We start from the raw sequence: 23965 nt of genomic DNA, 5'->3' as shown, positions 1-23965 counted from the left end.
GCGGGGGGCCGCCATGCACAGCTCAGATCCGGAATACGTGCACCGCTGCGAGGGTGTTCGCAGCAAGCTCCTTCAGGTGCTCGGCGGTGGCCGATGCCTGCTGAGTGGCGGCACTGTTCTCCTCCGACATCTGGGCAATCTTTTCGATGTTGGCGGCAATGTCGTTGCTCGCGGTACTTTGTTCCCTGAGCGCACTCGATATTTCGCTCACCGCCGAGACGGCGCGCTGCGTGCCGCCGCTGATTGCCCGCATCGACTCTCCGGCCTCGTTTGCGAATCTCACTCCGTCTTCGACGCGGATGACCGCCTGTTCCATGGTCTGGACCGCAGAGCTCGAACTCTGCTGTATGGACGTGATCATGTTGCTGATGTCGGTAGTGGCTTGCGCGGTTCGCTCCGCCAACTTTCTGACCTCGTCGGCCACCACGGCAAAGCCGCGACCCTGTTCGCCGGCGCGGGCTGCTTCAATGGCTGCGTTGAGTGCAAGCAAATTGGTCTGATCCGCAACATCCTTGATGACTTGAACGATGCTCGAAATCTTCTGCGAGCTGTCGCCCGCAGCCTGTATGGTCTTTGCCGCCTCGGTTACCGTGTTGGCGATAACTTGCATCTCCGCGACTGTCTTCACAATGATTCCGCTTCCGCTGTGCGAAAGGTCCCCTGCCTCGCTTGTTACCCGCCGTGCTTCGCCGGCGCTCTCCGTTACCTGGTTGATGCTTACGGTCATCTCTTCCACCGCGCTGGCCATGCCTGACGCGGCGTCGCTCTGATGTGCGGAACTCGTTGCAATCTGTTTAGAGGCGACGGCCAACTGTTCGGCTGCGTTGGCCACGCTGTTGGCGTTGCTGGTCAGTTTTTCGATCATTACCCGTTGGCTGCGCTGCATCTGCTGCAGTGCTGCCAGCAGGCTGTGCGTATCTCCCGCCTTCAGTTGGATGTCTGCAGTCAGGTCACCCAGGGCAAATTTCTCCACTGCGGCCTTGGCGTCGTCCGGTTCGCCACCCAGAGGCCGCGTGACTGCCCGGATGATCCACCACGACAGCGCGCCTGCGAGTACGATTGCAAGGCCCAGAAACGCGAACAGTTGGTTGCGTGCATCGATGTAACTAGCTGCTGCAGTTGCGCCGCTCTGCTCGAGAATCTTGCCCTGGAGCTCGACCAGCCTGCTGATCGAGGCAAGCAGCAGATCGAGCGCCGGCACTGTCTCCGAGGTCATCAGGTGCGAGGCCTGATCACGCTGATCCGAGTCGAGCAGACGCGAGACCCGCTGGAATGAATCGACATAGCGTTTGCGTAGCGCCCGGATGTCCTCGAGCATGGCTTTTCCCTCGGGGCGGTATATCAACTGGTCGAGTTTTTCGAGCGTGGTGGTTATCGCCTGCACGTTCGACGCGATGCGCTGTTTCACTGGCGCCGGGTCGGCTATGTGGAACAGCAGAAAGCTTTCTCGCGTATTGCTGTTCATCAGATCGATCGCGTTGTTCGCCAGCACGCTCTTCTTCCAGTCCACTTCGACGATGCGTTCGACCATGTTTTCTATCGACGCAAGCCGGTTCAGACCCATTCCGACTGAAATGACGAGCAAGCCCAGCAGCGCTCCGAAACCAAGAGAAAGCCGGACTGCGGTGGTGAGTTTTCGAGACATGGATGTGCTCCCTTTATGCAATAGTTTCCCGTCCGCGGCGTAGCCAGGACTGGATGGAAATCAAAATACGGGAGGGCTGGGATTAGGCCCGGAAGGACGAACGCCGCATCGGATTGGGCGGCGAAAACGCTATTGATGCGATGGCGGAATATGGGCCACGCTAGCTTGGCAATCGTGCCTATAACTCAGTAGCACACGACCATGCTCGACTTTATCGACCTCGTGGAATCCAACTTTAGAATCGATGTCGAGTTTTCGGCCGGGCTTCTTCTGAAAATCGTTTGATCTTGAATGTCTGGTCGTGCCGGAATCCGCTGACGGGGCTCATGTGCGGAGCAAGTCAAGATATTTGTCGCCTGATTCATGCTACTGACGCGAGTAAGCCTTCGACATGAAGCGCGGCGTTGGCGACGGCGTCACGCTCCGGGTTGAGGGTGACGACGCCGATGTGCGACCAGTCGCACGTGTCCCCTGACCAGCGCCGTGGGTTGCGTTCTCGGGCTTGCAGATAGGTTTGATGCCGGGCGGCCAGGATGGCCCGATCTGCACCAGTGTGGCGTGCGCCGGCGTGACGTAACGGATGCCGCTGTGCCGATGCTCGAAGTTGTACCAATGGGCGAAGGCAGCAGCCCAGGCTCGGGCCCTATCCAGATCGGCAAATCCGCCCACAGGGAATTGAGGCCGGTACTTGGCGGTCTTGAACAGCGACTCCACGAAGGCGCCCGGTGGCGACGTGCGTGGTGGGCCGACGCGACGGCTGCGGGGCCCGGCTACGACCACGGTGGCGGTTCTGTCCATGCTCGCGCAGCAGGCGCTGGAAGCTCGATTCGCTGGCCAGATACACGCCCTCATCGGCCAGCGCCGGCACGATGAGTGCCGGTGGCAAGGCCGCAAACCGGGGTTAGTTAGCCACCGCCAGAATCCGTGTGCGTTCGTCCTCGTTGAGCGCATGGCCGGGCGACGCCCGCTCGAGCTCGGGGCGCTTGTCGCCCACGACCAGACCGTCGTGCGCTTTCCAGCGCTGCAGCGTGCGTACGGTAATCCCCGCGGTCTGGCAGGCCGGTTGCAGCCGGGCACCAGCACTGTGCGCCACCTCAATGTTGCGGACCAATGTCCGGCGATCTTCCAAGTCGATCATGCGTCCTCGTCCTTGTCCTTGTGGAAGATCACCTCGAGTTTTTTTGACAGCACCAGCAGCGCGGCGGACTCTGCCAGCGCCCTGTCCTTGCGCCGCAACTCGCGCTCCAACTCCTTGATGCGCAGCCGGTCGGCTTTTGTCTCGCGGTGGCTGGCGCGTGCGTCCTCGGGTTCGGCCAGCGCCTGGGTTGCCGCCTGGCGCCATTGTTCGAGCTCCTGCGGATACACCCCGTGCTCACGGCACCACGCGCTTTTACCGGTCTCGCCCATCACCGCGGTAACCAGTACCGCATCGAGCCGAGCCGCCGCTGTCCAGGCCCGCTCGCGAGCGGGCCTGGACAGCGCATCCACACGCCAACGCTCCAGCGTCGCCGTCGAGATGCTCAGATCTCGTGCAACCAATTCCAGTGATGCACTCTCCGGCGGCAACAGCCGCGCAACCGCTTTGTCCTTGAAAGCTTGTCCGTATCTCGCCACTTCGTTCTTCCACTATCGCCCCCAGGTTGATGATTCTAACGAGGCGACAACTAGTCTGACTCAGAGGGTGTGTCGTAGCCGGCGGTGGGGAGAACCGCCGGTTGATACAGAGGCGTTTCATGGGGAACGTCGCCCAGCACCGGGGCCTCGATCACGACGTTGACCCGGACGTCCTCGCCGGATTGCCGGAAACGCACCGACATGCCGGGAACCGGAATCAGCGCACGTACCAGGCCAAGTCCGGTACCGAGCCCCCGGCACGAATCGAAGTCGAATCCGGGCTCGAGCCGTCCGACATTTTTTATTGTGATTCCACAGCTCCGACCTTCGCGCCAAAGTGCCACTTGTGGAATCGAGGCCGACGCAACGCCGGTCGAGTGCTTCACTGCGTTGGTCACCAGCTCGTTCAACACCAGAGCCACAGCCACGGTTTCGCTCTCGCGGATGAGCATGTGTCCATCGGACTTGCCGATACCCGCAAGCCTGATCTGTACACCGGTGAGTTCCGAGACGCTCCCAACCACGGCTGGAACGAGTTCGCACAGCAACACGCTGTGTCGCATCGCCTGACCATACAGTCCATGAACGACCGCGACGGCCTTGACTTGGGCGATCGCTGCCTCAATCGACGCGCGGGCCTCTGGGCGTTTGTCCGCCTCGCGGCGCAACAAGCCCACCACGGTCTGCAGGTTGTTCTTGATGCGGTGGTGTACTTCGCGAACAAGCGCGTCGCGCAGGCGCTCCGCTTCTGCAAGGCGAGCTTTCTCCGCCTGCTTGCGGTCGGTGATTTCCCGGTCGACGCCACGATAGCCACGGAAATTCCCCTGCTTGTCGAAGTACGGCTGGCCACTGCTTTCGAGTACAACGCGGAGACCGGACTTGTGCAGATTGATGTTCTCGAGTGCCACGATCGGCTTCCGTCGTGGCTGGAGTGCTTCGACCACGCTGCGGATGCGTGATGCTTCTTCTGGCGGCATCAGGTCAAATGGTGTCTTGCCGAGAATTTCCTCGGGCGTATAGCCGAGGATTCCCCTCACCTGCGGACTGACGTAGCTGTAGCACCAGTCGGTGTCCACTTCCCAGACCCAGTCTCGGAGGGTTTCGACCAAGCCCTGGAAGCGCTGCGTGCTGTCGCGCAGCGCGCACTCCACCCGGTCGCGTTCCTCAATGAGCTGGCGCAGGTTTCCCTGCATTGTTTTCATCGCGATGAGCAGACTGTCGCAGTCCCCCGTGCCAAGCGGAATCGGACTGTCCAGATCGCCACGGGCGATTCTTTCCACGACCGCCCGTGCCAGCTCGGACTGCCTGCCAAGCGGGCGGATCACCGCGTGGATGATCCAGACCGAGAGCACGAGTGCGGCGAGTACCGCGGCGGCGAAAAACCAGGTCCACAGCCGATATGTTGTCTTGAAAACTTGCAGCGATCGATTGCGCGCCTCCCGGAGTGCCTCCTCTTGCATGGTGATCAGGGATTCCAGCGATACTTTCAGGGAATCGAGGTGCGGCAGGGTTTCTACAAGCATCAGATGCGATGCCTCGTCGTCCTGATTCGCGGAAAGATGTTCGGAGACGCTCAGGAAAGAGGTTACGTAGTCCTTGCGTTGCTTGCGTACCTCATTGCGAAGCGAGTCGCCTTCCGCGTGATCGAGTTGTGCATCGAGCTGGTCGATCATCGTTCCGATGATCGGGATACGGAGCATGACGCGCGCCCGGACCGTGGCCCGATCGCTGACGTGGAACAGCTACAGGGTGTCCTGCGTCTGCTCGTTCATCAGCTGAAGCGTCCGGTTGGCCAGAGAGGTGCTTTCCCTTGCGCTCGTGACGAAGTGCTCGACCATTTCGCTGAGCATCGCAAGCCGGTTCAGTCCCACCGCTGCCGAAATGACCAACAGCGATAGCAACAAACCTAAGCTAAGTGCGAGCCGCTTGGCGATTGTCAGCCTCCAACGCACGTGGGGTTCCTGTTCATTGCATCGGGCGGAAGAGGATCAGTTTTCTGCCGCGGGACCAAGTACCCGAGAGCATGGACTGTGCCCTGTGCCTCAGTGATGCAGTCATGCGGCAGTGCCCCCGGTGATGCGCATGCCGGGCGAGGGGCGAAATGGTTCAGCCGGCTCATAAAGCGTGTGCCGCGGTGTACTCGCAGTGTGATGCCAGTCAAAGGGAAGCGCGGTTCGCGACTTGCGAACCATTGCGGTCATGATTCGCGCAGGATCCGATTTGTTTCCTCGACCGAGGCGATGAGTGTTTCTGCCAGATCACCGATGTTGCGGCGCTGCGAGCGTGCCTGGGAGCGAAGGAAATCGAAGGCCTGCTGGCGGTTCAAACTCTTTCGCACCATGATGATGCCTGCGGCGGTGCGGGTTTTCTGTTCGACCGACAAGGCCAGTTCAAGATGTCCGGTGGTCGTGCGCAACATTTCCATTTCCCTCGCGCGGGCTATCGAGGCTTCGAGAAAGGGAACGAGTTGCGGGACGTCGACCGGCTTGATCAGGTAACCCATCGCTCCCGCCTCGGTCGCGTCGAGGACGATCGATTTGTCTCCGTAAGCAGAAAGATAAACGAACGGTGGCCCACCGCGATCGCGGAGCGCACGCGCCAGATCAAGCCCCGCCATTCCCGGCATGCGCATGTCCAGTACCGCCAGATCGAATGTCTGCTGTTCGGCCAGATCCAGCGCACTTTCACCTGACGTTGCCGTGTAAACCGAGTATCCCACATCGCGCAAACCCTCAGCGATCAGGTTCAAAATGACGCGATCATCGTCGACTATCAACACCTTTTTCATAAAATTCCCTTTGCCCGGAGTCCTGATGAAAGATATTCGAAGATATACAGGTGCATTTCGGTGCCCCCTCTATTTATTTCCATGTCGCTGTAGATGGAGTTTTGAGTGGCGAGGGCGGGCGTTCATCATTGATATGACTGTATGGAGAATAAGTTTATCGGATTGTCCGGCACGCCTGATAGTGACGTCTTCTTGTTCGATGCACCGGTCTCCGTTCAGGGGGGGGGCTAGGAGGCAACCACTTTTCAGCCGCTTCCGTGATGTTACAGTCACAACGATTCTTTGCCGCATCTCCAGCTCGTCGTGGCCTTGGCGGCGAGTGTGCTGCTTGATACACGTCATGCGCATCTGAGCGCATGCCTTTTAGAATTCGAGGAATGAGTTTTTTCTGTTTTCCACGGTGAGTGCGTCTGACCAGCAGGTGGGGTTCACCATTTTCAATGGAGTGAACGTCGTGCAGTGCTATCACTGCGGGCTGCCGGTCGATGGCGCGCTGCGCTACCGCGTGCGCATCGACGGGCAGGACCGCCCGATGTGCTGCGCCGGCTGTGCCGCCGTCGCGGAGGCGATCAGCAGCGGCGGGCTGGAACAGTTCTACCGTCATCGCGATGCGCTGCCCGAAGCCGCGCCCGAGGCAGGCGGCGGGCGTGACCTGTCGGTCTATGACCTGCCGGAAGTGCAGGCCGATTTCGTGCGCAGCGTGGCGCATGCGCAGTGTGCCGACGCGCGCGAGGCATTGCTCATCATCGAAGGCATCCGCTGTGCCGCGTGCGTTTGGCTCAACGAGCAGCACGTCGGGCGGCTGCCGGGCGTGCTGACGCTGGACATCAATTACGCCACGCGCCGCGCCCGCGTCGTGTGGGACCCGGCGCGCGCCACGCTGTCTGCCATCCTGCAGGCGGTCGCCGACATCGGCTACCAGGCCTGGCCGAATGACCGGGCGCACGCCGAGTCGGTCGCGCGCAACGAGCGGCGCGACGCGCTGTGGCGGCTCGCGGTCGCCGGTCTCGGCATGATGCAGGTCATGATGTATGCGTGGCCTGCCTACGTCGCCGGCGAACTGGAACTGTCGGACAGCATCGCCGCGCTGATGCGCTGGGCCAGTCTCGTGCTGACTGCGCCGGTGGTTTTTTACTCGGCCGCGCCTTTCTTTTCGCGCGCCTGGCGCGACCTGATGGCGCGCCGCGTCGGCATGGACCTGCCGGTCGCACTCGGCGTCGGCTGCGCGTTCGCCGCCAGCCTGTGGGCCACGGTCACGCGCTCCGGCGAGGTGTATTTCGACTCGGTCACGATGTTCGTCTTCCTGCTGCTGGCGGGCCGCTATCTGGAACTGGTGGCGCGCCAGCATGCGGTGCGCGGCGTCGAAAATCTGGCGCAGGTCATGCCGGCGCTGGCGCAGCGTTTCACCGCCTGGCCCGCCACGGCGACCGAAGCGGTGCCGGTGGTTCGACTGGTGGTTGGCGACCATGTCGTCGTCGCGGCCGGCGAGGTCATTCCGGCCGACGGCCGTCTGGTGGATGGACGCAGCGAGGTCGACGAAAGCCTGCTCACGGGCGAATCGAAACCGCAGGCACGTGGCGTTGGTGATCGCGTGGTCGGCGGTAGCCTGAACATCGCGTCGCCGGTGGTGCTCGAGGTCGAACAGGTGGGTGATGCAACACGGCTGGCAGCCATCCGCCGCCTGATCGGGCGCGCCTCGGCGAGCCGGCCCGACGTGGTGCAGTTTGCCGACCGCATCGCGCTGCATTTCGTATCGGCGCTGATCGTGCTGGCCTGTATCACGGCGGCGGTCTGGCTGTGGATCGAGCCGGCACGGGCGCTGTGGGTGTTCGTTTCGGTACTGGTCGTGAGCTGTCCGTGCGCGCTGTCGCTGGCCACCCCTGCGGCGCTCACCGTGGCGACCGGCGTGCTGTCGAAAAGCGGCCTGCTGGTCACCCGTGCCCACGCCATCGAAACGCTGGCCCGCGTCACGCATGTCGTGTTCGACAAGACCGGCACGCTGACCACCGGCGACATGCATGTGCAGGCTTTCGTGCCGCTGGGTGAGGTTTCCGCGGCCGACGCGCAGGCGCTGGCCGCTGCGCTGGAACAGCATTCCACCCACCCGATCGCGCGCGCGCTCAGGCAGGCCGCGGGCGATGCACCGCTGCCGGCGGTGAGTGCGCTCGAAGCCGTGACCGGGCAGGGTGTGCAGGCCCAGCATCAGGGCCGTACGCTGCGCCTGGGTCGCGCCGATTTTGTCTGTGCGGCGTCGGGCTGCGCGCTGCCCGATGTGCCGGATGGCGCGGCGACGCCCGTCTGGCTGGGCGACAACGAAGGCTTGATCGCCCGCTTCGACCTGATCGACACGGTGCGCAGCGGCGCACCCGAATTGCTGGCCAGGCTGCGCGAACGCGCCATCACGGTTACGCTGCTGTCGGGAGACGCACCCGCGCCGGTGGCAGCCCTGGCGAACGAACTGGGCATTGCCGACGCGCACGCGCGCATGAGTCCGGAAGCGAAGCGTGCCTTCATCGAGGCGCTGCAGGCGAACGGCGCCGTGGTCGCCATGCTGGGCGACGGCGTGAACGATGCGCCGGTGCTGGCGCAGGCCCAGGTGTCGGTCGCCATGGGCAGCGGCACCGAACTCGCGCGCGCCCAGGGCGACATGGTGCTGCTGTCGGCCGGCTTCGCGGCACTCACCCGCGGCTTCGATACCGCGCAGGCCACGCTGGCCGTGGTGCGGCAGAACCTGCGCTGGGCCTTCGCCTACAACATGCTGGCGATTCCGCCGGCGATGTTCGGCTGGATCACGCCGTGGATGGCTGGCGTCGGCATGTCGCTCAGTTCGCTTGCCGTGGTGCTCAATGCGCTGCGCCTGCAGCGCCGGAGTGACCGATGAAGGGCGTCGGCTGATGGACATCCTGTGGCTGCTGGTACCGCTGTCGGTGCTGATCGCGCTGGGCATCGGCATCGTTTTCATCTGGTCGGCACGCAGCGGTCAGTTCGACGATCTCGAAGGGCCGGCACACCGCATGATGATGGACGACGACCGCGCGCCGCTGAAAGCACCGGAGCGCGACAGCAAGGATGTCTGATATCGGATCGCGTGCCGTATCCGTGATCCGCATCGCTGGAACGAATGTGCGTCCCGGATAGACTCAAGGCTGTGACTTCTGCCAGCGGAGAACGGAAATGACGAGCTGCACCGAACACGCGCACCACGATCACCGGCATGGCCCGGACTGCGGTCACCGCGCGGTCAATCATGACGGCCACGTCGACTACCTGCACGACGGCCACCTGCACCACGTGCATGGCGACCACGTCGATGAGCACGTCGTCGAAATCAGCGCGACCAACCCGGCGGCCTGCACGCCGCAGCATCAGTGCGCCGCCCACGCCCCCGACCACGTGCATGGACCGGGCTGCGGGCACGACGCCGTGCCGCACGGCGATCATGTCGACTATCTGGTCGATGGCCACCTGCATCATCCGCACGGCGCGCACTGCGACGATCACGGGCCGCTCAAGGCGGCCTGATGCGCAGTCTGACCTGCGCGCGGCTATCATGCGCGCAGGTCAAGTTCTGCGTCCGTTCCATGTCCCTTCATCCAGCCGGCGCCGCATGGCAGGCGCCGGCGTTGTTCATGCCGTCCGCCCTGCGCGGCTGGCTCACCGATCCGCACTCGCTCACATCGCGCATCCGCGCGCGCTGCCGCGCCTTTTCGGTGCGGCCGCTGCGCCAGTGTGCCGCGCGTGGCGAACGAGACGAAGCCCCGTTGCTCGGTGTGCCGCCAGCGCGGCGGGTGCGCGTGCGCGATGTGCTGCTGTACGCCGACGGCGTGCCGGTGGTGTTCGCGCACAGCGTGGTGCGCCTGCATGACGTGACCGGCGCCTGGCACATGTTCGCCGGTGTCGGCGTGCGGCCCCTGGGAGAACTGCTGTTCGCCGACGCGCGCATCGCGCGTTCGCCGCTGTCGGTGCGCCGGCTCGACGACCGTCACCCGCTGTACCGGCGTGTTCGCGCAGCCGGCATCGTGACCGATGCACCGCTGTGGGCGCGCCGCTCGCTGTTCCTGCGCGCCGGCCGGCCGCTGCTGGTGACGGAAGTATTCCTGCCGGCGATCGTGGGGCTCGCGCCATGAACCTGCTGGCGCGGCTCAATGCCTGGGAACGCCTGATGCGGCTCGACAAGCCGATCGGCATCCTGCTGCTCGCCTGGCCGACACTGTGGGCGCTGTGGGTCAGCGGCGGCGGCAAGCCGTCGCCCTTCATCCTCTGGATATTCATGCTGGGCACGGTGCTGATGCGCAGTGCCGGCTGCGTCATCAACGACTTTGCCGACCGCAATTTCGACGGTCATGTCGAGCGCACGCGCAAGCGGCCACTGGTGACCGGCGAGGTCGGTACGCGCGAGGCGCTGCTGCTGGCGGCCGCGCTTGCGCTGTTCGCCTTCATCCTCATCCTCCCGCTGCACCGGCTGGTCCTCCAGCTGTCGTTCGCGGCGCTGTTCCTCGCCGCGAGCTACCCTTTCACCAAGCGTTTCTTCGCCATTCCACAAGCCTGGCTGGGTGTGGCCTTCGGTTTCGGAATCCCGATGGCCTATGCGGCGCAGCTGTACACGGTGCCGAACGAAGCCTGGTTGCTGCTCGTCGCCAATGTGTTCTGGGCCATCGCCTATGACACCGAATACGCCATGGTCGATCGCGAGGACGACCTGAAGATCGGCATCCGCACGTCGGCCATCACCTTCGGCCGCTTCGACGTCGCCGCAGTAATGATCTGCTACGGCACCACGCTGTCACTGCTGGCGATTTACGGCCAGCTGGAAAATCTCGGCCTGCCTTATTACCTGGGTCTGCTGGTCGCGGCCGGCATCGCAACCTACCACTACACGCTGATCCGCGAGCGCGACCGAGCACGCTGTTTTCGCGCCTTCCTGCACAACAACTGGCTGGGTGCCGCCGTGTTCGCCGGCATAGTGGCCGACCATGCGTTGCGCTGAGGAACAGTGTCCGCGGGTTGATGCACCGGCGTTCTGGATCGCGACACTTTTTCGTCTGCTCGCCGGATGAAAAAGGGGCCACCGGCAGTGCGCCGGCGGCCCCTTCAAGCGACTGAATCGCTCAGCCGCGACGACGGGCGGCGAAGCCGATCAGGCCGAGACCGGCGAGCAGCATCGCATAGGTTCCGGGTTCCGGAACCGGCATGACTTCGACGCTCAGCACCGGGCGGGCCAGCGGCGCACCGTACTCCGACGTGAGGAAGTCGATGCCGTTGCTGCCGGCTGCATACGGCATCAACGCCCAGCCGTAACCCGGCACGCTGCCGCTCTGCATGGCTTGCAGCGAAGCGGTGAGGTCTATCGTGAGCCAGTCGTCGGCACCGACGTTCTCTGCGCCGTTGTTCGCGCCGAAGGCGGCCAGCACGGTGGTGGACGCATCGCTGCCGTCGGTCTGGACGCCGTTGACCAGACTGTTCCAGGTGGCGCTGCCCTGCGCCCAGTCGACCAGCATGTCGTGCACCGTCATGCCGCTGCCGGGGTTCGTGATGTAGATGCTCAGGGTCGCCGACACGATGGTGTCAGTCGCACGGATCTGACCGGCGCTGTTGCCGAACAGGTTGTCGAAGCGGATCAGGCCTTGATTGGGCTTGGCACCCGGGCTGCCGTCGTCGCCGTCGACGCTGATTTCTTCTGCGTCGCCGTAGTTGGTGTTGGTCGAATCACCGCCGCCGGCGGTAAGGTTGCTGCGGATCACGGTGTCCTGCGTGCCGGTATAACCGCCGACACCCTGCTGGAAGGTGAGCGTCGTGCTGGTCGCGGCAAAGGCCGGCGATGCGAGGGCGGCCGACAGGGCGACTGCGATGAGTGTGAATTTCATGAGACTTTTCCTTTGGTGAATGCGCGGGACCGCGCGTGGGCGTCCCGCGCCAGGCAATCAGGCCTTGCGGCGACGGGCGGCAGCACCGATCAGGCCGAGACCGGCCAGCAGCATCGCGTAGGTTTCGGGTTCCGGAACGGCGGCGGTGATGCTCAGCAGGTCGCCCGAGCGCAGCGCGTTGGAATTGATCGTCCAGTTGATGCGGCCCGGCTCGCCGGTCGGGTTGCCGACGAGGACGTCGACGTATTCCGAGCCCGGGAAGCTGATCGACGCGACATTGCCTTCGCCATTCAGGCTGACGATGGCGTTGGCGTTGAAGGTGGTGACGCTGCCGACGCTGTCGAAGTTCGACATGCTCAGCGTGAACACCAGGTTGTCGATGCCGGTACCGGTCAGGTTGCGGATGACGCTGCTGAAGGTGATCGGCGAGCCGTTGTCATCGGCGTCGATTTCATAGTTCAGCGTGACCGGCGCCAGATTGGCGAAGTCGATGTCGAATGAAATGATGCCGGCGCCGCTGAAGTCCTCAACGACGGTGCCGCCGGTGGTGATGGCGTTCTGGAAGGTGGCGGCCTGTGCCGGGATGGCAGCGAGGGCGAGCAGGGCGCACGAGGCGAGCAGTTTCTTCATGGTACGGAGTCCTTTCGGTGTGCAGACGGCAATGCGCCGCCTGCGATGGCTATCGACGGAGATGGATTACAGATTGCCCTTGGCCCACGGACCGGTGATCGCGTAGGTGATGCCCGGGGTGTAGTTGTTGACGAACAGGATGCGTCCGGTCGGATCGAAGCAGGCGCCGGCGAATTCCGCACCCAGCTGGTTGCCGGTGCCGCCGAGCAGGGTCTTGCCGGCCGCGGCGTACTGCGCGGCGGTGAAGTTCACATTGCTCTTTGCGAACATGTACGGCATGCCGTCGTTGCCCAGACCGAACAGGCGCAGGCCGTTGCCCAGTTCATCAGAGCTGGTGCCGCCGTCCTCGCAGCACAGCAGACCGCCGCGCGGGCTGACAGTGATGTTGTCGAGATTGTTGCCGGCCCGCTGGTTCGAGCTCACGTAGATGGCCTTGACGTGCTGCGTGGCCAGTGTCAGTTCCCATACGCAGCCTTCGCCACCGGCCGAGGTATCGACGATGTACACCTTGCCGGCGTGATACCAGATGCCTTCGCCGCGCAGCATGCGGGCGCAGCCTGCTGCCCAGGCCTGGGCGAACGGGCCGCTGACATTGCGGTTCGAGCCGAGCACGTTGATTGAGGTCGGTGCAGCGTCCGGGTCGGCGATTTCAACCCATTCCAGCACGTACTCGTCGCCAACGCAGGGCGAGGTGAAGCCGGTCTGATTCACTTCTTCGAGCGTGGCGTAGCTCGAGCGGATGATCTGCTTGATGCGGGCGGCGTACAGCTTGCCGCCGTCGGCATAGGTGTTCTCGCCGCCCGCGTCGTTGTCAGGCACGAAGCGGTAGAGTGCGGACACCGGGCTCGCGTCCTCGGTCTCGTAGGCGTGATTGGTTGTCGGGTCAACAGCGACGGCTTCGTGGCGGAAGCGGCCCATGTCGACGATGGGCTGGGCGGTGGTGTCGTCCGGATCCGCGCACACTTCGAACACGTAGCCGTGCTTCTTGCCGCCGACGCTGCTGCGGTCGGTGGTGTTCTCTTCGCAGGTGAGCCAGGTTTCCCACGGGGTTACGCCGCCGGCACAGTTGGTCATGGTGCCGCCGAGGCTGGGGCGGATCTCGACCAGGTTGCCGTCGCGCACGATGAGCGTGGTGGTGCCGCCGGCGGGCTTGTTGCCGGTGCCGTCCTTGTCGTAGGTCGGTGCATTGACCAGACGCGGCGCCGACGAAGTACCGAGTTCGTGGTTGCGGATCAGGGTCAGTTCGGTGCTGCGGCCGACGCGGCGGCTGCGCACGACGGCCATGCCGTCATGGGCGTTCGGGCTCAGCTTGCCGTCGGTCATCACGTCGTCGCGCCAGCCCATGGACTTGTAGCTGAAGCCCGCCGGCAGCATCAGCAGCGGCAGGCCGGTCGTCAGGTCGGCCACCGGAGCCACGATGCCGTACGGGCTTGCAACCATTGTGGTCAGACGGGTACAGGCCTGGGCTTCGGCGTTGCGTGCAGCCATCATGCCGAAGGTGGTGACGAAGGGCGCAGCGGCCAGCGAGGCCGAGCCTTTCAGCATGTTGCGGCGGGTCGTATTGACCGGCGTCTTGGATGAGTTGTCGTTCATGCAGGGTCTCCATGAGTGGTCGTAGTGCGCGTTGCAGATGCAGACGTGCGACGGGCGACGCGGGGCCTGTCGGCGCCCGGCAATCGCCCTCTACGATGCGCGAAGCCCGTTAATGACTCGTGACCTCACGATGAAGCCTTCTGGTAACCCTCGGTCATAAGGATGATCCGAATGGCACATTGCGTGCTGCAAAAGAATCAGCGTGCAGCGAGATGGCCCAGCGTCGCCAGCGCCGCGTCGACGCGCGCGTCCCAGCGCACGGCGCACATGAGGCGCACGCAGTTGCGATACTTGTTCTGCGGCGAAAACATCGGTCCGGGCGAAATGCTGATGCCGGCCGCCAGCGCCTGCGATTGCAGTTGCAGCGCATCGACATGCTCCGGCAGTTCCAGCCACAGGATGAAACCGCCGGCCGGTCGCGTGCAGCGGGTGCCGGCCGGAAAGTGGCGCGCGATGGCGGTCTGCATGCGTGCCATCTGTTCTGCGTACTGGCGGCGCACGCGAACGAGGTGGCGGTCCCAGCGGCCGGTCGCAAGGTAGTCGGCCAGCGCGCGCTGCGGCAGCAGGGCGGTGGCCATCGTGCTGCCGTACTTGAGCTGTTCGACTTCGCGCCGCCAGCGGCCGGCGACGATCCAGCCGATACGCAGACCGGGCGCAATCGTCTTGGAGAAGGACGAACACAGCAGCACATGGCCGCTGCGGTCCCAGGCCTTGGCCACGCGCGGGCGCTCGCCGTCGTGTGCCAGTTCTCCGTAGATGTCGTCTTCGATCAGCGCGATGCCGCGTGCCGACAGCATCTGCACGAGGCGTCGCTTGTGCGCGTCCGGCACCGACGCGCCGCTCGGATTGCTGAAGCTGGTGCAGGTCAGGCAGGCCTTGACCGGCCAGCGCTCCAGCGCCAGTTCGAGCGCATCCGGGCTGATGCCGGTCTGGGGATCGGTGGGGATTTCGAGTGCCTTCAGGCCGAGCGATTCGATCAGCTGCAGCGTGCCGAAGAAGGCCGGCGATTCGATGGCCACGATGTCGCCCGGCTGCGTCGTTGCACGCAGCGCCAGGGTCAGCGCCTCCTGGCAACCGGTCGTGATCACGATGTCGTCCGGGTGGATCTGGCAGCCTGACTCCACTGCACGGCGCGCGATCTGCACGCGCAGCGCTTCCTCGCCGACGAACTCGCCGTAGCGCGCACTGCCCGCGTCGTCATGACGCAGGGCGCGCGCGAGACTGGCGCGCACGTCCTTCACCGGCAGGAAGTCGGCGTGCGGAATCGCGGTGCTGAACACCAGCAGGTCGTCCCGGTGCGAGGCGCGCATGACTTGCGCGACGCGCTCCGACATCGTCACTTCGCCCGGCGATTCATGGTCGCAGGTCTGGCAGGCGCGCGGCGGCAGCGCCTCCGGCATGCGCGCGAAGAAGCCGGATTGCGGCCGCGCTTCCACCCACCCCTGCGCTTCGAGCCTGCGGTAGGCGGAGATGCAGGTGGCGATGCTCAGTTGCTGCTGCTGCGCGATGCGCCGCACCGACGGAAGGCGCTGGCCGGGCGGATACACGCCAGCGCGGATATCGGCGCGCAGCCGGTCGGCGAGTGCTTCATAGCGGTTCATGCGGTGCTCCCGTAAAGCCTGACTCACTGTACTGCCGCACGATTCGCACGCATCGATACAGTTGCCGGTGCGGCGCATCGGTACAGCATCATGCGATACGAAACTGTACCGGTTCAAACATGAACCGGTGTATCTGTATCGCAATGTGGAAGGCGGGGATGATGGGGCCCGGAATACGACACAAGCCCCCAGGAGACCCGTCATGCCGATGATCACGCTGCAGCTTTCCCGCCCGCTCGACGCCGACACCCGCCTCGCGGTGATCCGCGCGGTCACCGACCTGACGGCGGACGTGCTCGGCAAGAAGCGCGAACTGACGGCGATCGCGCTGTCGCAAGTCGAGCACTGGGCGGTCGGTGCGGAGGCGGTTGGCGGATCACTGACCGCCTTCCATCTGGACGTGCGGGTGACCGCCGGCACGAACACCAAGCCGGAAAAATCCACCTATATCCATGCTGTCTGGCAAGCCCTGGATGAGTTGCTCGGTCCGCTGCATCCGGCGAGCTACATCATCGTGACCGACATCGCCGCCGACAGCTGGGGCTATGCCGGCGAAACCCAGGAGGTGCGCCATGTCCGCGCCCGGCTGGCTCCGTGACTGGGCGCGTCAGATGCGCGAAGCCAACCGGCGGCGCCGCGCCCGTGCCGAACTGCGTGCCATGAACGATCTCGAACTGCGCGACATCGGCCTTGGCCGCTCGGACATCCCTTCGGTGCTGTCGGGGCATTTCGGCCGCGTCGATGGCCCGGAAGCGCAAGCCGGCCGATGACGCGTGGCGGTCGGGAATACGCATTCACCCGTGCCGCACCTGGAATGTCGCGCCGACCTGATGCCGCAGCGTGGCGCGCACGCTGAGCCCGTATCACGTCTTGATCGCGCCCCGGATGTTCATCGCCGCCAGGCCAAGCTGCATGGCGATCAGCGCCGGTGCAGCCGCCTGAACGCCCCAGGCGATCCACAGCACATTGCTGAGCATGAACAGCCAGAAGCCGCAGTGGCGTCGATCGACCTGTTCTGACGCCACCAGCCAGGCTGCCGCCATGGTCGCGATCATGGCTGGCCACTGCAGCAGGTCAAGCAGTTCTGCCGGTGGCTGGCCCGACATCAACGACGCTGCCCCACGCGTCCCGAGTGATGGACGCTGCTGCCGGTTGGGCACGTCATGTCGTGTGAGCAATGAACCGCACCCCGTCAGGGGCGCGTGCAGTGCCAACCTGCGCATTGCCCACCTTGTGCCTGACGTAGTCGGCCCACATGATCATCCGGATATCGAAATCGTCACCGTCGGGTTCGACATCGTGCAGACCCGAAAATATTGCAATCAGCGCCGCCTGCTTCGGCGTCATTCCATGCGAAAACGAGTCAGGGACAGGAGTGCTCGAGTCAGCCCGGCGTGGCATCGGCAGTTGCTCCATTCATGGTCGGGGCGGATTGCGCCCGCTTGCAGGTGTTGTGCGACTTCATTCAAGTCGATGAAGCCATGACCAAGAGTGTCCGCAATCAGTCGCCGCGCTGGATTTCCGGCCGATCCGTTTACGGATGCTCGCCGCGCAACGGTGATCGATAGCCGGTGTGTCGTCCGTGCGCTGTCGAACGCTGGCGGTGTGCGATGACTGCGCAGGTGTGTGCCTCTCCGGGGGGCAGCTCCTTTGTGTGATCACGCACAGACTTTCAGTGCCCGGGGCGACATTGTCCCTGCATGAACCCGCGTGGGAAGCATCGTTTGTCTGGCGTCCATCGAACCGAATGATTGATGTCGGTGAATCCGATCCCGTCTGTCGTGCAACGCAACCATGAGTCATGAAAAAACAAAAATCCATTCTACAAATCGCGCCCGGAGTCGGCGCCCCGTCAGGTTGCGCAACGTCTGCGCGCCCTCATTCCGGCAGGATTGAATCGCTTCGCAACATGGAACAGATGACGCGCCAGACCGGTGCGCACGCAGCGCTGATGCGCGTCCCGCTCGACATACCGCCACTGCCTGTGGCGCCCGTTTCGTGGCATGCCACGCAACTCGACGCCCGGGCGACCCGCGAACTGGGCCGCTGGCTGCTGGGCGAGGGCTACCATCACACGACTGTCACGCCGGATACCCACGGCCGGGTACTGGCACACCGTGCCGTGCAGGCCAGAAACCTGCGTGACGTGTTCGGCTGGAGTCAACCGTTCGCGCAGGATCTTCTGCCGTTTGAAGCGCTTGACCTGCTTGTACGCGCCGGTGCCGTAGAACCGGTCGCTGGCGGCCTTTTGCGCAGCCGCATCCGTTTTTCCTCGCTCGACGACCTGTTGCTGGTGCATTCGGCCTATCCGACGACCGCCGCCGACGCGGTCTTCTTCGGTCCGGATACCTATCGCTTCGCCCGGCTCATCGAACGCACGCTGTCGCAGAGCCGGACACCGATCTGGCAGATCATCGACGTGGGCTGCGGCACCGGCGCCGGTGGCCTGTTCGCTGCGCGCCGGCTGGGTGCGACGGCGCACCTGACGCTGCTCGATCTGAGCGATGCCGCACTGCATTGCGCGCGCATCAACGCTGCTGTCTTCGGCATCCGCGCCGACTGCCGGCGCAGTGATCTGCTGAACAACGTGCAGGGCAGTGCCGACCTGATCCTGTGCAATCCCCCCTACCTGATCGACCCTGCACATCGCCTCTATCGCGATGGTGGCGGCACATACGGAGATGAGATGTCGATGCGCGTCGTCGTTGAATCCTTGCCACGCCTGAGGCCCGGCGGGCGTCTTGTGCTCTACACCGGGAGCGCGATCGTCGACGGCATCGACTCGTTTCGCAGCGCGGTCGAGCCGGTGCTGCTGCGTGCCGGTGCGCGCTTCGATTACAGCGAGCTCGATCCCGATGTCTTCGGCGACGAACTGGACCAGCCGGCGTATGCGGGTGTCGAACGGATCGCCGCGATCGGACTGGTCGTCCATGCGCCCGCTGTGGCGCCGCTCCGCATATGAATGAAGACCTTCACAGACGGCTGGCCCGATTGAACCATCATCGGCTGCAGCCTGGCATGGCCGACGCGCACTGGCGGGCCGGCTTGCGCGAACAGTCGATCCTGCGCGAACTTGAGGGCGTGTTCATCGAAGCCGAGCGGGCGACGTTGACCGAACAACTCGATGCCGTCCCGACCGATGCAGATGCGTTCATGAAGTGGTTCGAAAGCCTGGCCAGGTCCGGCCCGGGGCAGGACGATCCCCTGTTCCGCTGGCTCGCCGATTCTGCAAGTCTGGCCCAGATGCGCTGGTTCATCTGTCAGGAAATTGCCGGCGAGGCAGGCTTTGACGATCTGGTTGCACTGACTCAACTCGGTTTGCCGCGGCAGGCGAAGCTGGAACTGGCGCGTAACTACTGGGACGAAATGGGTCGGGGCCACGAAGACGGCATGCACGGTCCGATGCTTGAAGAGACGGCGCGCGAGCTGAATCTGAAGCCGGAAATGTCGAACACGGTATGGGCCGCACTTGCGCTGGCCAATCTGATGCTTGCGCTGGCGAGCAACCGGCGCTACGCGTGGCAATCGATCGGTGCGCTGGGCGCAGTCGAAATGACCGCACCCGGCCGTGTCGGTCTGGTCAATGACGGCCTGAAACGACTCGGTGTGCCGACACCGGCCCGTCGCTACTTCCAGCTGCATGCCGGACTCGACGTACAGCATTCGCTGTGCTGGAACCGCGAGGTGATCCGGCCGCTGGTGGCGGCCGATCCTTCACTGGCGCGACCCGTTGCGGAAGGGGCACTGCTGCGATTGCGCTTTGGCGCCCGCTGCTTCGCGCAATACCGCGACGAACTGTGGATGGATCCCGCCGCATCGCCCGCAGTGATGGCACGCAACGCGGCGTGAGGTCATGCGACCTGCGTGTGCTGTCGAACGGACCGCCCGGGTGCAAGGCTTGAAGCTGCGTCGACAAAAAGCCGCCCCTGCGCATCTTGCTGCAGATTGCCGACCACCCGATCCGGAGGATTTGATCGCGGAAAGAAAGGCCAGTCCTTCCTTCATCGTGTTGTACGAACTGCCGCTGAGCGATGCACCCCGGGCGTACCAGCACTTCGGCGCGAGTGACGACGGCTGGACCAAGATGGTACTGAAGCCGGGTTCGTAACGTCCGCCTGTCGGCAGCGTCGGTCGAATCGGCGTGACCTATCGCTGCACGCAGTGACGCAGGGCCGCGGCGACGGTTGCGAAATGGATGTCCACGATGTCGTCGATGTTTTCCGCGTAGCCCCCGGCCATCGCAATGGCCAGCGGCAGACCGCGGGTGCGGCACCAGTCGAACACCCGGGTGTCGCGCGCGGCCAGCCCGGACTTGCTGAGCTTGAGCCGGCCGAGCCGGTCGCCCTCGAACGGGTCGGCGCCGGCCAGGTAGATGACGAACTGCGGCGCAAAACGGCATTCGAGCGTGGCCAGTGCGTCGTCGAGCGCGGCAAGATAGGCCTCGTCGCCGGTGCCGTCGGGCAGTGAAACGTCGAGGTGGCTGCATTCCTTGCGGAACGGGAAGTTGCGGTCGCCGTGCAGCGACAGCGTGAAGACATCGTCAGCTCGTCCGAGTATCTCCGCCGTGCCGTCGCCCTGATGCACGTCGAGGTCGACGATGGCCACGCGTTCGATGCCGTGTTCCGCCTGCAGCAGGCGCGCCGCAACCGCGGCATCGTTGAATACACAGTAGCCAGCGCCGCTGGCGTGTTTGGCGTGGTGCGTGCCACCAGCCAGATTGACCGACACACCGTCGCGCAGCGCGCTCCTGCAGGCGGCGATGGTGGCGCCGGCTGAGCGGCGCGAACGTTCGATCATCTGCGGCGACCACGGAAAACCGATCATGCGCACTTCCTGCGTCGTCAGGTCGCCGCGGCTGACGCGCGCCACATAGGTGGCGTCGTGCGCACGGAACAGTTCGGCGTCGGTCGCCGCCGGCGGTACGCGCAGCGTCACGCCCGGGAGTTCTGCGGCGACGCGTTCGCGCAGCCGGCGGTACTTGTCCATCGGAAAGCGATGGGTTTCGGGCAGCGGCAGGACGAAGTGATCGGCGTACCAGGCGAGCATGTCGGGTGTGGAAGCGAGGCGGTCGGGCATTCTGACAGCGGGCCGCAGATGACGGTTGCGACAGCTGTGCCGGAACGTCGACGGCGAATCGATGTCTGTGGCGGCATCCGGGGTACGGCGCCGTCACTTATCGCTTACCATCGGCCGCGCCCTGTGCGGGATGCAGCAGGGTGCGATGCACGGGAGCCGCACCACGACATGAAATACACGGATTTGCGCGATTTCATCGCGCAGCTCGAAAAATTGGGCGAACTGAAGCGCGTCGCGCGCCCGGTGTCGCCGAATCTTGAAATGACCGAAATCTGCGACCGCGTCCTGCGCGCGCAAGGCCCGGCCATCCTGTTCGAGAACGCTGCCGGCTTCGACATGCCGGTACTGGGTAACCTGTTCGGCACGCCGGGCCGGGTGGCGCTGGGCATGGGTGTCAGCGGCGAGAAATGGGCCGAGGCGCTGCGTGACATTGGTCGCACGCTGTCGATGCTGAAGGAACCCGAACCGCCGAAGGGCCTGCGCGATGCATGGGACAAGCTGCCGATGATCCGGCAGGTGTTTTCCATGGCGCCGAAAAGGGTGTCGTCGGCCGCCTGCCAGGAAGTCGTGTGGGAGGGGAAGGATGTCGACTTCGGCCGCCTGCCGGTGCAGACCTGCTGGCCGGATGACGCCGGGCCGCTGATCACCTGGGGCCTGGTCGTGACGCGCGGGCCGGACAAGAAGCGGCAGAACCTCGGCATCTATCGCCAGCAGGTGATCGCGCCGGACAAGGTGATCATGCGCTGGCTGGCCCACCGCGGCGGCGCTCTCGATTTCCGCGACCATGCGCGCAAATTCCCGGGCACGCCGTTTCCGCTGTCGGTCGTGCTCGGCTGCGATCCGGCGACGATACTCGGTGCGGTGACGCCGGTCCCCGATACGCTGTCCGAGTACCAGTTCGCCGGCCTCTTGCGCGGCAGCCGGACCGAACTGGTGAAATGCATCGGCAACGATCTCGATGTGCCGGCCAGCGCCGAAATCGTGCTCGAGGGCGAACTGCGCCCGGACACGAACCACCCGTCCGGCTACGAACACGCGCCGGAAGGGCCGTTCGGCGACCACACCGGCTACTACAACGAGGTGGCGGAGTTTCCGGTGTTCACGATCACGCGCATCACGATGCGCAGGAATCCCATCTACCACTCCACTTATACCGGCAAGCCGCCGGATGAACCGGCCATGCTGGGCGTGGCGCTGAACGAGGTGTTCGTGCCGCTGCTGCAGAAGCAGTTTCCGGAAATCACCGATTTCTATCTGCCGCCGGAAGGGTGCTCGTACCGTCTGGCCGTGGTGTCCATGCGCAAGCAGTACCCCGGTCACGCCAAGCGCGTCATGTTCGGCGTGTGGAGTTTCCTGCGCCAGTTCATGTACACCAAGACCATCATCGTGGTGGACGAGGACGTGGACATCCGCAGCTGGCAGGAGGTGATCTGGGCGATGACCACGCGCATGGACGCGCGGCGCGACACGGTCATCGTCGACAACACGCCGATCGACTACCTTGATTTCGCGAGCCCGGTTGCCGGTCTCGGCTCCAAGATGGGGCTGGATGCGACCAACAAGTGGCCGGGCGAAACCACGCGCGAATGGGGGCGAACGATCACGATGGACGCTGACGTGAAACGCCGGGTCGACGCGATGTGGTCCGAGCTGGGGCTTTGAGTTTTCTGCCGCGGTCAAACAACAAGAGGAATGCACCATGGCCATCGGCCTTTACATCATCGGCGACGAAATCCTGTCCGGGCGTCGTCAGGACGGCCACTTCGCCAAGGTTCGTGCGCTGCTCGCCGAACGCGGCCTGCAACTGTCGTGGGTGAGTTATCTGGGCGACGAGCGCGAACGGCTGATCGAAACCTTCCGCCGCACCCTGGCGACCGACGACATCGTTTTCTCATGCGGCGGCATCGGCGTCACGCCGGACGATCACACGCGGCAAGCCGCTGCTGCAGCGCTGGGTGTCGAGTGTGTGCTGCATCCGGAAGCCGAGGCGCAAATCCGCGCCCGCTTCGGCGCCGAAACGACCGAGAATCGCCTGCGGCTCGGCGAGTTTCCAGCCGGCAGTCAAATCATTCCGAATCCGTTCAACCGCATTCCGGGTTTCAGCTGCGGCCATCACCACTTTGTGCCCGGCTTCCCCGAAATGGCCTGGCCGATGATCGAGTGGCTGCTCGACAACCCTTACCGCGACCTGCACCACACGAGCGCCTGGCGCGAATCTTCGGTCTATGTGCCGAATGCGCATGAAAGCAGGCTGCTCGACATGATGGAAGCGATCGAGCGCGAGCATGGTGTGACGGTGTTCAGCCTGCCCTGCTTCGGCAATGCCGAACGCGCCTATCCGCACATCGAACTGGGTGCCAAGGGCGAACCCGCAAAAGTCGCCGCAGCGATGGCGGCCATGCGCCACGAGCTCATGCTGCGCGGCCTGACTGTGCAGGATGCCGCCGACCGCTGACGGTCAAGCTCGCGCAAGAACGTGCTTCGCAGGAGCAGCGGTTCCGATGCAGACGCCTCACACCCGGATCGACAGACGAAAAAAAGCCCCGCACTCGGCGGGGCCTTTTCATTCAGCTTGAAGATTCAGGCGGCTGCCTTCTTCTTCGCGGCGGTGCTGGCCGAACCCACGGCACGCACGGTGGCCGAGGTTGCTGCATTCACATTGGCTTCAGCCATTTCCACAGCTTGCTTGGCAGCCTTGCTCATGCTGTCGTAGGCGCTGTTGGCGGCGGCGATGGCCGACTTGACGGCGGCGACGGCGACGTCCGAACCGGCCGGAGCTTGCTTGGCAGCCTGGTCGAGCGTGGTGCTGACGGCCTTGTTCACTTCACCGACCTGGGCTTCAACAACCTTGGTCAGTTCTTCCTGGGTTTGCGAGAAGATTTCATAGACGCTGCGCGAGTAGGCAACGGCCTTTTCGATCGACGGCTGCACCAGACCGCTTTGCAGCGAAACGATGTCCTGCACGTCCTTCGCACCCATCATGGTCTTCACGTTGGCGACGCTGTCTTCCAGCATCGAACGGGCGGTGTTCAGGTTCAGGGCTGCGAGGCGCTCGGTGCTTGCGAAGGCGGTGTTGGCCAGCGTCAGCATCGCTTCGATGGTGTTCTTGTTTGCAGCGGCGAAATGTTCGGTCGTGAAAGCCATGGTGAAAGTC

At 64.3% G+C, this 23965-nt stretch carries 24 protein-coding genes and 1 pseudogene; 12 read left to right on the top strand and 13 right to left on the bottom strand.

Features of this window, described 5'->3' with window-relative positions; translation table 11 throughout:
• Positions 1 to 22: 22 nt before the first annotated feature.
• The 5 genes and pseudogenes from Q8Q80_RS05125 to Q8Q80_RS05105 form a co-directional block, all read right to left on the bottom strand.
• A complete protein-coding gene (locus tag Q8Q80_RS05125; protein ID WP_305631891.1) occupies positions 23 to 1645 on the bottom strand; it encodes a methyl-accepting chemotaxis protein in 1623 nt (540 codons plus the stop codon).
• Between the two features lie 361 nt (positions 1646 to 2006).
• Positions 2007 to 3259 (bottom strand): annotated as a pseudogene (locus tag Q8Q80_RS05120) (transposase).
• 50 nt (positions 3260 to 3309) lie between these two features.
• Positions 3310 to 4959, bottom strand: coding sequence for a PAS domain S-box protein (locus Q8Q80_RS05115; RefSeq protein WP_305631890.1), 1650 nt, complete (start codon positions 4957 to 4959; stop codon positions 3310 to 3312).
• A 42-nt stretch (positions 4960 to 5001) separates the two neighbouring features.
• A complete protein-coding gene (locus tag Q8Q80_RS05110; protein ID WP_305631889.1) occupies positions 5002 to 5160 on the bottom strand; it encodes a hypothetical protein in 159 nt (52 codons plus the stop codon).
• Positions 5161 to 5456: 296 nt separating this feature from the next.
• A complete protein-coding gene (locus Q8Q80_RS05105) occupies positions 5457 to 6047 on the bottom strand; it encodes an ANTAR domain-containing response regulator (RefSeq protein WP_305631888.1) in 591 nt (196 codons plus the stop codon).
• Positions 6048 to 6447: 400 nt separating this feature from the next.
• On the opposite strand from Q8Q80_RS05105, the gene Q8Q80_RS05100 reads away from it, so the two are divergent.
• The 5 genes from Q8Q80_RS05100 to ubiA all read left to right on the top strand — a co-directional run bounded on the left by Q8Q80_RS05100 (position 6448) and on the right by ubiA (position 11034).
• Positions 6448 to 8928, top strand: coding sequence for a heavy metal translocating P-type ATPase (locus Q8Q80_RS05100; RefSeq protein WP_305631887.1), 2481 nt, complete (start codon positions 6448 to 6450; stop codon positions 8926 to 8928).
• Between the two features lie 13 nt (positions 8929 to 8941).
• Positions 8942 to 9124 (top strand): cbb3-type cytochrome oxidase assembly protein CcoS, encoded by a 183-nt coding sequence (ccoS, locus tag Q8Q80_RS05095; protein WP_305631886.1) that lies wholly within the window; start codon positions 8942 to 8944, stop codon positions 9122 to 9124.
• Positions 9125 to 9221: 97 nt separating this feature from the next.
• A complete protein-coding gene (locus Q8Q80_RS05090) occupies positions 9222 to 9569 on the top strand; it encodes a hypothetical protein (RefSeq protein ID WP_305631885.1) in 348 nt (115 codons plus the stop codon).
• A 59-nt stretch (positions 9570 to 9628) separates the two neighbouring features.
• Entirely contained in the window at positions 9629 to 10174 is a 546-nt protein-coding gene (locus Q8Q80_RS05085) for a chorismate lyase (RefSeq protein ID WP_305631884.1), read from the top strand.
• A complete protein-coding gene (ubiA, locus tag Q8Q80_RS05080) occupies positions 10171 to 11034 on the top strand; it encodes a 4-hydroxybenzoate octaprenyltransferase (protein ID WP_305631883.1) in 864 nt (287 codons plus the stop codon). The genes Q8Q80_RS05085 and ubiA overlap by 4 nt, the downstream gene beginning before the upstream one ends.
• A 121-nt stretch (positions 11035 to 11155) precedes the next feature.
• On the opposite strand, the gene Q8Q80_RS05075 is transcribed toward ubiA, so the two are convergent.
• The 4 genes from Q8Q80_RS05075 to Q8Q80_RS05060 form a co-directional block, all read right to left on the bottom strand.
• Complete coding sequence (locus tag Q8Q80_RS05075; protein WP_305631882.1) at positions 11156 to 11911, bottom strand: DNRLRE domain-containing protein; 756 nt, start codon at positions 11909 to 11911, stop codon at positions 11156 to 11158.
• A 57-nt stretch (positions 11912 to 11968) separates the two neighbouring features.
• A complete protein-coding gene (locus Q8Q80_RS05070; RefSeq protein WP_305631881.1) occupies positions 11969 to 12541 on the bottom strand; it encodes a PEPxxWA-CTERM sorting domain-containing protein in 573 nt (190 codons plus the stop codon).
• Between the two features lie 66 nt (positions 12542 to 12607).
• Positions 12608 to 14134 carry a PhoX family phosphatase gene (locus Q8Q80_RS05065; RefSeq protein WP_305631880.1) on the bottom strand — a complete coding sequence of 509 codons (1527 nt, stop codon included), beginning with the start codon at positions 14132 to 14134 and terminating at the stop codon, positions 12608 to 12610.
• A 197-nt stretch (positions 14135 to 14331) separates the two neighbouring features.
• On the bottom strand, positions 14332 to 15735 hold the full coding sequence (locus Q8Q80_RS05060) for a PLP-dependent aminotransferase family protein (protein WP_305631879.1): 1404 nt from the start codon (positions 15733 to 15735) through the stop codon (positions 14332 to 14334).
• Positions 15736 to 15937: 202 nt separating this feature from the next.
• Here Q8Q80_RS05060 and Q8Q80_RS05055 point away from each other — a divergent pair, with 202 nt between their 5' ends.
• A complete protein-coding gene (locus Q8Q80_RS05055; RefSeq protein WP_305631878.1) occupies positions 15938 to 16333 on the top strand; it encodes a hypothetical protein in 396 nt (131 codons plus the stop codon).
• Positions 16308 to 16505, top strand: coding sequence for a DUF1127 domain-containing protein (locus Q8Q80_RS05050; RefSeq protein WP_305631877.1), 198 nt, complete (start codon positions 16308 to 16310; stop codon positions 16503 to 16505). The genes Q8Q80_RS05055 and Q8Q80_RS05050 overlap by 26 nt, the downstream gene beginning before the upstream one ends.
• 93 nt (positions 16506 to 16598) lie before the next feature.
• On the opposite strand, the gene Q8Q80_RS05045 is transcribed toward Q8Q80_RS05050, so the two are convergent.
• Positions 16599 to 16841: a hypothetical protein gene (locus Q8Q80_RS05045; RefSeq protein WP_305631876.1), complete on the bottom strand. Its 243-nt coding sequence runs from the start codon at positions 16839 to 16841 to the stop codon at positions 16599 to 16601.
• 55 nt (positions 16842 to 16896) lie between these two features.
• The gene (locus tag Q8Q80_RS05040) at positions 16897 to 17151 is read right to left on the bottom strand and encodes a hypothetical protein (protein WP_305631875.1); all 255 of its coding nucleotides are present in this window, start codon (positions 17149 to 17151) and stop codon (positions 16897 to 16899) included.
• Positions 17152 to 17644: 493 nt separating this feature from the next.
• Between Q8Q80_RS05040 and Q8Q80_RS05035 the strand changes: the two genes are divergently transcribed.
• The 3 genes from Q8Q80_RS05035 to Q8Q80_RS05025 are packed head-to-tail and all read left to right on the top strand — an operon-like array spanning position 17645 to position 19843.
• Positions 17645 to 18697 carry a class I SAM-dependent methyltransferase gene (locus Q8Q80_RS05035; protein ID WP_305631874.1) on the top strand — a complete coding sequence of 351 codons (1053 nt, stop codon included), beginning with the start codon at positions 17645 to 17647 and terminating at the stop codon, positions 18695 to 18697.
• A gap of 56 nt (positions 18698 to 18753) precedes the next feature.
• A complete protein-coding gene (locus tag Q8Q80_RS05030; RefSeq protein ID WP_305631873.1) occupies positions 18754 to 19584 on the top strand; it encodes an iron-containing redox enzyme family protein in 831 nt (276 codons plus the stop codon).
• A gap of 49 nt (positions 19585 to 19633) precedes the next feature.
• Positions 19634 to 19843 (top strand): hypothetical protein, encoded by a 210-nt coding sequence (locus Q8Q80_RS05025; RefSeq protein ID WP_305631872.1) that lies wholly within the window; start codon positions 19634 to 19636, stop codon positions 19841 to 19843.
• Between the two features lie 38 nt (positions 19844 to 19881).
• On the opposite strand, the gene Q8Q80_RS05020 is transcribed toward Q8Q80_RS05025, so the two are convergent.
• Positions 19882 to 20781 carry a histone deacetylase gene (locus Q8Q80_RS05020; RefSeq protein ID WP_305631871.1) on the bottom strand — a complete coding sequence of 300 codons (900 nt, stop codon included), beginning with the start codon at positions 20779 to 20781 and terminating at the stop codon, positions 19882 to 19884.
• A gap of 198 nt (positions 20782 to 20979) precedes the next feature.
• Between Q8Q80_RS05020 and ubiD the strand changes: the two genes are divergently transcribed.
• Both ubiD and Q8Q80_RS05010 read left to right on the top strand, forming a co-directional pair.
• A complete protein-coding gene (gene ubiD, locus Q8Q80_RS05015; RefSeq protein ID WP_305631870.1) occupies positions 20980 to 22473 on the top strand; it encodes a 4-hydroxy-3-polyprenylbenzoate decarboxylase in 1494 nt (497 codons plus the stop codon).
• Positions 22474 to 22510: 37 nt separating this feature from the next.
• Complete coding sequence (locus Q8Q80_RS05010; protein WP_305631869.1) at positions 22511 to 23266, top strand: molybdopterin-binding protein; 756 nt, start codon at positions 22511 to 22513, stop codon at positions 23264 to 23266.
• Positions 23267 to 23391: 125 nt separating this feature from the next.
• Here the strand turns inward: Q8Q80_RS05010 and Q8Q80_RS05005 are convergent, their stop codons facing one another.
• Positions 23392 to 23955, bottom strand: a complete 564-nt coding sequence (locus Q8Q80_RS05005) for a phasin family protein (RefSeq protein ID WP_305631868.1) — start codon at positions 23953 to 23955, stop codon at positions 23392 to 23394.
• Positions 23956 to 23965 lie beyond the last annotated feature (10 nt).

Source organism: Methyloversatilis sp. (assembly GCF_030698125.1).
Classification (GTDB): domain Bacteria; phylum Pseudomonadota; class Gammaproteobacteria; order Burkholderiales; family Rhodocyclaceae; genus Methyloversatilis.
Note: the sequence above shows the minus strand (reverse complement) of the source record. Positions and strands in the feature narration are given on the sequence as shown.